General features: G+C 31.6%; 7 protein-coding genes. All 7 read right to left on the bottom strand.

Annotated elements, in window-relative coordinates; all coding sequences use genetic code 11:
- Positions 1-448: 448 nt before the first annotated feature.
- Positions 449-658 carry a hypothetical protein gene (locus tag ACN0WI_RS16920; protein ID WP_417888228.1) on the bottom strand — a complete coding sequence of 70 codons (210 nt, stop codon included), beginning with the start codon at positions 656-658 and terminating at the stop codon, positions 449-451.
- Positions 655-1,230: an NAD(P)H-dependent oxidoreductase gene (locus ACN0WI_RS16915; protein ID WP_417888227.1), complete on the bottom strand. Its 576-nt coding sequence runs from the start codon at positions 1,228-1,230 to the stop codon at positions 655-657. Before ACN0WI_RS16915 ends, ACN0WI_RS16920 begins: the two co-directional genes overlap by 4 nt.
- A 71-nt stretch (positions 1,231-1,301) precedes the next feature.
- Positions 1,302-2,123: a helix-turn-helix domain-containing protein gene (locus ACN0WI_RS16910; RefSeq protein ID WP_417888226.1), complete on the bottom strand. Its 822-nt coding sequence runs from the start codon at positions 2,121-2,123 to the stop codon at positions 1,302-1,304.
- A 161-nt stretch (positions 2,124-2,284) separates the two neighbouring features.
- Positions 2,285-2,821, bottom strand: a complete 537-nt coding sequence (locus ACN0WI_RS16905) for a hypothetical protein (protein WP_417888225.1) — start codon at positions 2,819-2,821, stop codon at positions 2,285-2,287.
- 165 nt (positions 2,822-2,986) lie between these two features.
- Positions 2,987-3,304: a type II toxin-antitoxin system RelE/ParE family toxin gene (locus ACN0WI_RS16900; protein WP_417888224.1), complete on the bottom strand. Its 318-nt coding sequence runs from the start codon at positions 3,302-3,304 to the stop codon at positions 2,987-2,989.
- Positions 3,295-3,537 carry a hypothetical protein gene (locus ACN0WI_RS16895; RefSeq protein WP_270064145.1) on the bottom strand — a complete coding sequence of 81 codons (243 nt, stop codon included), beginning with the start codon at positions 3,535-3,537 and terminating at the stop codon, positions 3,295-3,297. Before ACN0WI_RS16895 ends, ACN0WI_RS16900 begins: the two co-directional genes overlap by 10 nt.
- A gap of 203 nt (positions 3,538-3,740) precedes the next feature.
- The gene (locus ACN0WI_RS16890) at positions 3,741-4,994 is read right to left on the bottom strand and encodes an HNH endonuclease (RefSeq protein ID WP_417888223.1); all 1,254 of its coding nucleotides are present in this window, start codon (positions 4,992-4,994) and stop codon (positions 3,741-3,743) included.
- Positions 4,995-5,257 lie beyond the last annotated feature (263 nt).

The raw sequence follows: 5,257 nt of genomic DNA, 5'->3' as shown, positions 1-5,257 counted from the left end.
TTTTTACAAGACAGAAATAAGAAAATCAGAAGTGAAATTGTCAGCAGTTTGTTCATTTTGGGTATGTTGTACAACGTGATTGTATATGGCAAGTAGCGAGCAAAAATGAGTTAATTTTCAGTTCTTCACAAGCCAAAACTTTTGCGTTTTGATTTTTAATTTTTAGTTCAAAAAGCCAAATCAAAAGATTTGGCGACTAACCAAATATACCAAAATTTTCGGTTTAGAAAAGACGTAGCTATTTGTTATATACGTTGTTAGCAGCACGGGCTTCCATCTTGTTATTTCCAATCCATAAACCCTCGGAAAGCAAAATATAGTACTATAATATACAAACTATATTTCAGTATTTTCTTGGTTATTTTATAACTCTTGAAAAGTATAGGACTGTAAGCCGATTTGTCAAAAGATATTTTTGTCTGTTTCATCTTATTTTGAATTAAAATTATTAATGTAATTCGTTGCAAAGAATATTTTGTGATTTCAGGAACGATATAGTTTCTTCTTTTACCTTCTTGCTTACATTTAAGCGTAAAATTTTATCGAAGTCTTCAAGGTCAAAATTCCAACTTCCATCGATACAGATATTATCAAGTTGAGGCTTTAGTTGTTTTACTAATTTTTTAGTCGTAACCGAAGTTTTAAAAATATATATCATTTTGAAAAAAGGTTTTTTATTTGTGTAGTCCATTGTTCAATAGTTTCTGAATTTGCTTTATCCGCTTTATCAAAGAAGAAATGTTGTTTTACATCTAAACCACAGTATATGTAAATTCCCTTGTCTGATGTAAGTCTAAGAGCTTTATCTATTCCCAAATCACAATACTCAGTATGTGATTTTCCGTGCGTATTGATAATGACGGTTTGTTTGCCTACAAGTAGCCCTTTTTGAACACCTTGGTCATATCGGTAAGCAAAACCATAACTAAAAACACGGTCAATATAACCTTTCATTATAGCAGGTAAACCTGTCCACCAAATCGGGTAGATAAATGTAATGACATCTGCCCAATCAATATAATCTTGTTCAATTTTCACATCTTCATAGACCTGTCCTTTTCGCTGTCCTTCCATATCTTCTAATGAAAGAACAGGATTAAAATTCTGTTTGTATAAATCCCTAACTTTTACTTGGTGTCCGTTTTTGTTAAGGTGTTCTACAACTACTTGTTTTAAATGCCCATTCAAACTCTGTGCATTTGGATGTGCGTAAATAATTAAATGTTTCATTTTCTACTTTTTTTATTTGATAGAGCAAAAGTAGAATGCCGTTTTTCACTAAAATTGTAAGAAAACGAAAGTTAGTTTACGGGACTACAAATGTCTTGTTGGAATTTCAAGTATTTTGTCGGACTCAGATTAAGGTAATATTTAAAGTCATTAATGAGTTGGCTTTGGTCGTAGTAACCACAATCGTTGATGATAGAAAACCAATCTTCCTTTGAAGCTTTTGAAGCAATGTTCTCAATATATTTAATTGCTTTTAAAAATCGTTGGTAGCGGTTAATTTCTTTTGCAGAGTACCCGAAGTATTGTTTTTGTTTGATTTGGATATTTCGCGCTGTTTGGTTATTGTCGCTGGCAATTGCTTTGATAGGATTTAACGATTGTTCCGTAAAATTTATTAATTGTTCGGCAATTTTGTCGCGTGGTTGTAAATAGGGCTTACAAAACTCAAGAATATAGTTTACTTGCGAGTCTACATTATCAATTTTATTGAGTTCATACCACAATGACGTAAAGCAATTTTCGTTCAACAGTTCATCAGGATTTATTGGTAAATTTTTAGCAAGTGAAACATTGCCAAAAAACCGATAAAACGCATCGTTTTCGAAGTTAGCAACCAAAATTTTTGATTGTGGTGGTAACAAATAATCAAACGCTTTTCTTATTGTTCCCAATATAATGCATTTGTCAATTTCTATTTGTGTGTTTTGTTCCGAATTGAGCAATGCTTTTGTTCCGAAATTGAAAATCAAAATGGTTTGGTAAGAAGGCAATAAAGTTTTTGTTATAGTTTCGTTGGATTGATTTTCGGCAAAATAGAAATGAGAAAATACGTTTTTATACTCTGTCGGAACAGCTATCCTGAAATTGTTGTATGTTTCACTGTTTTGTGCCATTTTTTTCTTCAGCCTTGCTGCTAACGTGTTTGTATATGGTTTGTTGCGTGGTTTAAGCACCTAATTTTAGCAAATACAAACCGAATAGAAAATCCGCGAGGATTTTCGTAAGTAGGCTAGAACTAGCAATAAATTATATACGGTGTTAGGCATAGTGCTTGTTAATATAGTTTAGGTGGATAACCTTTAGTGTCCACTACTTTTCTTACGAATCCTTCCCATTTTCCAATAATTTGTTGCCATTCTTTATTATCAAGATATGATACACTTTTCGACAAATCAAACTCTGGTAAGTAAGTTCCGGTTACACCTCTCTCAAGAATTCCATCAGCTATAACTCCTTCTTCTCTCAATATCAATATTGGCAGTCCAATCTGAAATGCCATAGCAGGCTCAATTTGGCAATAAGGGCTTGTAATCCATTTATTAGATAAATCATATTGAATTTCTCCAATATCGCTATTTGGTTTACCTTTTCCACTCTCAATTAATGTTCTTTTAAACGCTATTGTCAAAAGTCCATTTGATTCCAACATTAACCTCCTAATAGCAGTTAATGGTTCATCCATATCATAATCAGTAACACCTAAAGTTCTCGGTTCAAATCCTCTTTGTTTTAGATATTCTTTTATTGTTGTGATGAACTTTTCTTGTTCCGAATTAAATGGTTTTGGGTAGCTTAAAAAAATCGAAATCATAGTTGTTTTTTGTTTTTTTGCATTATGCCTAACGAGTTTGTATAACAATCAGTTGCGGGTTGTTTAAAAACTAAGATAGCTAAAATCCCTGACTTTTATGCTTGCGCTGTTGTGTCCGCAGAATACAAAGCCGCAATTGTTGTTATACGTTGTTGGCAACTGGCTTTATTTTGTTCTTTTGATTTTTGTTGGGTTTTGTCGAGTATCGAAAACATCATTGATTTCAATTCGGTTTTCTTTTTCGTTAATCCAATAAATGACTTTATAATTTTTATAAACTAAATATCTAAATTCTTGTTTTCTGTTCTTTAAAATTTCTTCTTCTTGTCCGATTCTCGGCTGAATTTTTAATTTTAGTGTTTCATTATAAATTCCGTTAACAAGATTTTTAGCAACTCTTATTCCTGCGTTTTCTCGATAATATTCATAGATTTTTTCGAGCTCTTTTTGAGAAAAATCAGTCCAGAATAAATTTAGTTCCATTTATCAATTTTGGCTTTTAATTCACTCGCTTCGATTAATCGACCATTTTTTGAATCTTCCATAGACTGGTCAATTCGAGAATTAAACTCATCAATTGTCATTGGCTTAAAATCTTCGTGTCCAGATTTTTTGTTTTCTTTTTTTAAAATCTTTTCCAGACGTGAGATGACATCTTCACTTTGAATTTTCAAAAATTCCTGAATAAGTTCTAATTTTCTCGTTTGTAAATCCATTTTATTAGCTTTTTATCAAAGGTACAAAATTATCATTTTCAGTTGCTTTTATGATTTTCGAATTTTTATTCAGCTTGTTGCCAACGGTTTCGGCTATGAGTAGTTGCGTGGTTTAGCAATTAACTTTGCAAGTTTGCACCAAACTGAAAATCCGCAAGGATTTTCAGAAGTAGGCGAGAACAAGCAATTACTTATAGCCATTGTTAGGCAATGTTATTTATTTTTTCTTTTATTAATAATCTCAAAACCTTTTTGTCTTTTTCCGAATATCCTGTTCTTTCAAGGTTTAATTCATTAAGCACATTTTCAACTTGCTCCTCAGCAAAATAGCTCAATTTTGTCAGCATACCAAACTCCTCATTTTCAATATCATCAGGAATTTTAAAGAATTTAATTGAATCGCAAGAATATATAAACTTGCTAAATTCCGTTTGTTCCATTCCTTCCATTGAAAGTATTGTTTCCAAGTCTTTATAAATTGACATTTGAAACTTTTTATTGTCAAATTCTGGAAAGGCTTGTCCTATGAATTTTAATGCACTAATTACATCTCTAATTTCAGAGAAAAACATATGTGTATGCATTTCCAAAGTTTCGTATGGAAATTCTTTTATTTCTTCTTCCTGTTCTGATGTCGTGTTATTCGACCAATTAATTATGTCGTCAGTCCATTGTTCTATAAGACCTCTCCATTGCGACCAATTTTTAGATTCAATAGATTTTGGAATTACCTCATTTTCTAAATCTTGTATTATTCGTTCATCTGACCAATCAGCTTCTTTTAACGCGTTAACATAATTGTTTAAAATTATAGAACCCTTTTTATTGTCCCAATATGAAAATCTATTACGACAAATACCTTTTATATATGCCATCTTCTTCTTGAGTTCAGGCATATTTTTCAGGGCACAAATTCCGCCAACTTTGTCAAATGCTTCTTCAACACTTTCCTTAGTTATATTGCCCTCTTCATCAAAGACTAGGTATTTTTCATTAGCGATATCAATAGCCTCCAAAATGTCCTCAATCGGAAATTTCTTGATTAGCTTCTCTAAAGATTTAAGCCCATTTTCGTTTAACGAGTATGGATTCATCATTGAAGCCCAATAATCACTTACCATCGTTACTTTTTCATCCTCAAATTCTGTTAGTGTTTTTTTCCATTCGAGCATCAATTCAAGTTGCTCTCTACGTTCTTGAATTAATTCTAATTGTTTACGCTGTTTTTGAATAACAGTATCATCTGAAAGTAATCTGGCTTTTTTGCCTTGGTTGCAATCAAAACAACTCGTGATAAGGTTGATTACTTCATTTGTTCCGCCATTAGCTACTGGGTCTATGTGGTCAACATTTAGTACTACATCAGGTGCTTTTTTTCCACAATATTGACATTGGAATTTATCTCTTTTAAACACCTCAAAACGTACTTTTTTAGAAAGTGATTTTCTTTTTGTCATTTAATATTGTGGTCGTTTTTAATATTGCCTAACGTTTAAAATATAGGGCGTTTGGCATTTCAAAGCTCCACCGTATCAAATCGTTATACATTTTATTAAATTTACTAATTTTTAAATTTATCAGCATCTGCCAAATGACTTATATTTATTGTTGGTAACAGTACTTTTTTATTTAAATCTGATAAACATTTTATCAAAATTAATAATCATTGTGTCAAATTTTTGAATCAAGTCCTGTCCAATATTTCCATAAACAGTTTCAC

The organism is Zunongwangia sp. (genome assembly GCF_048269745.1).
GTDB lineage: Bacteria > Bacteroidota > Bacteroidia > Flavobacteriales > Flavobacteriaceae > Zunongwangia.
This window is presented reverse-complemented; position numbering and strand designations above follow the sequence as displayed.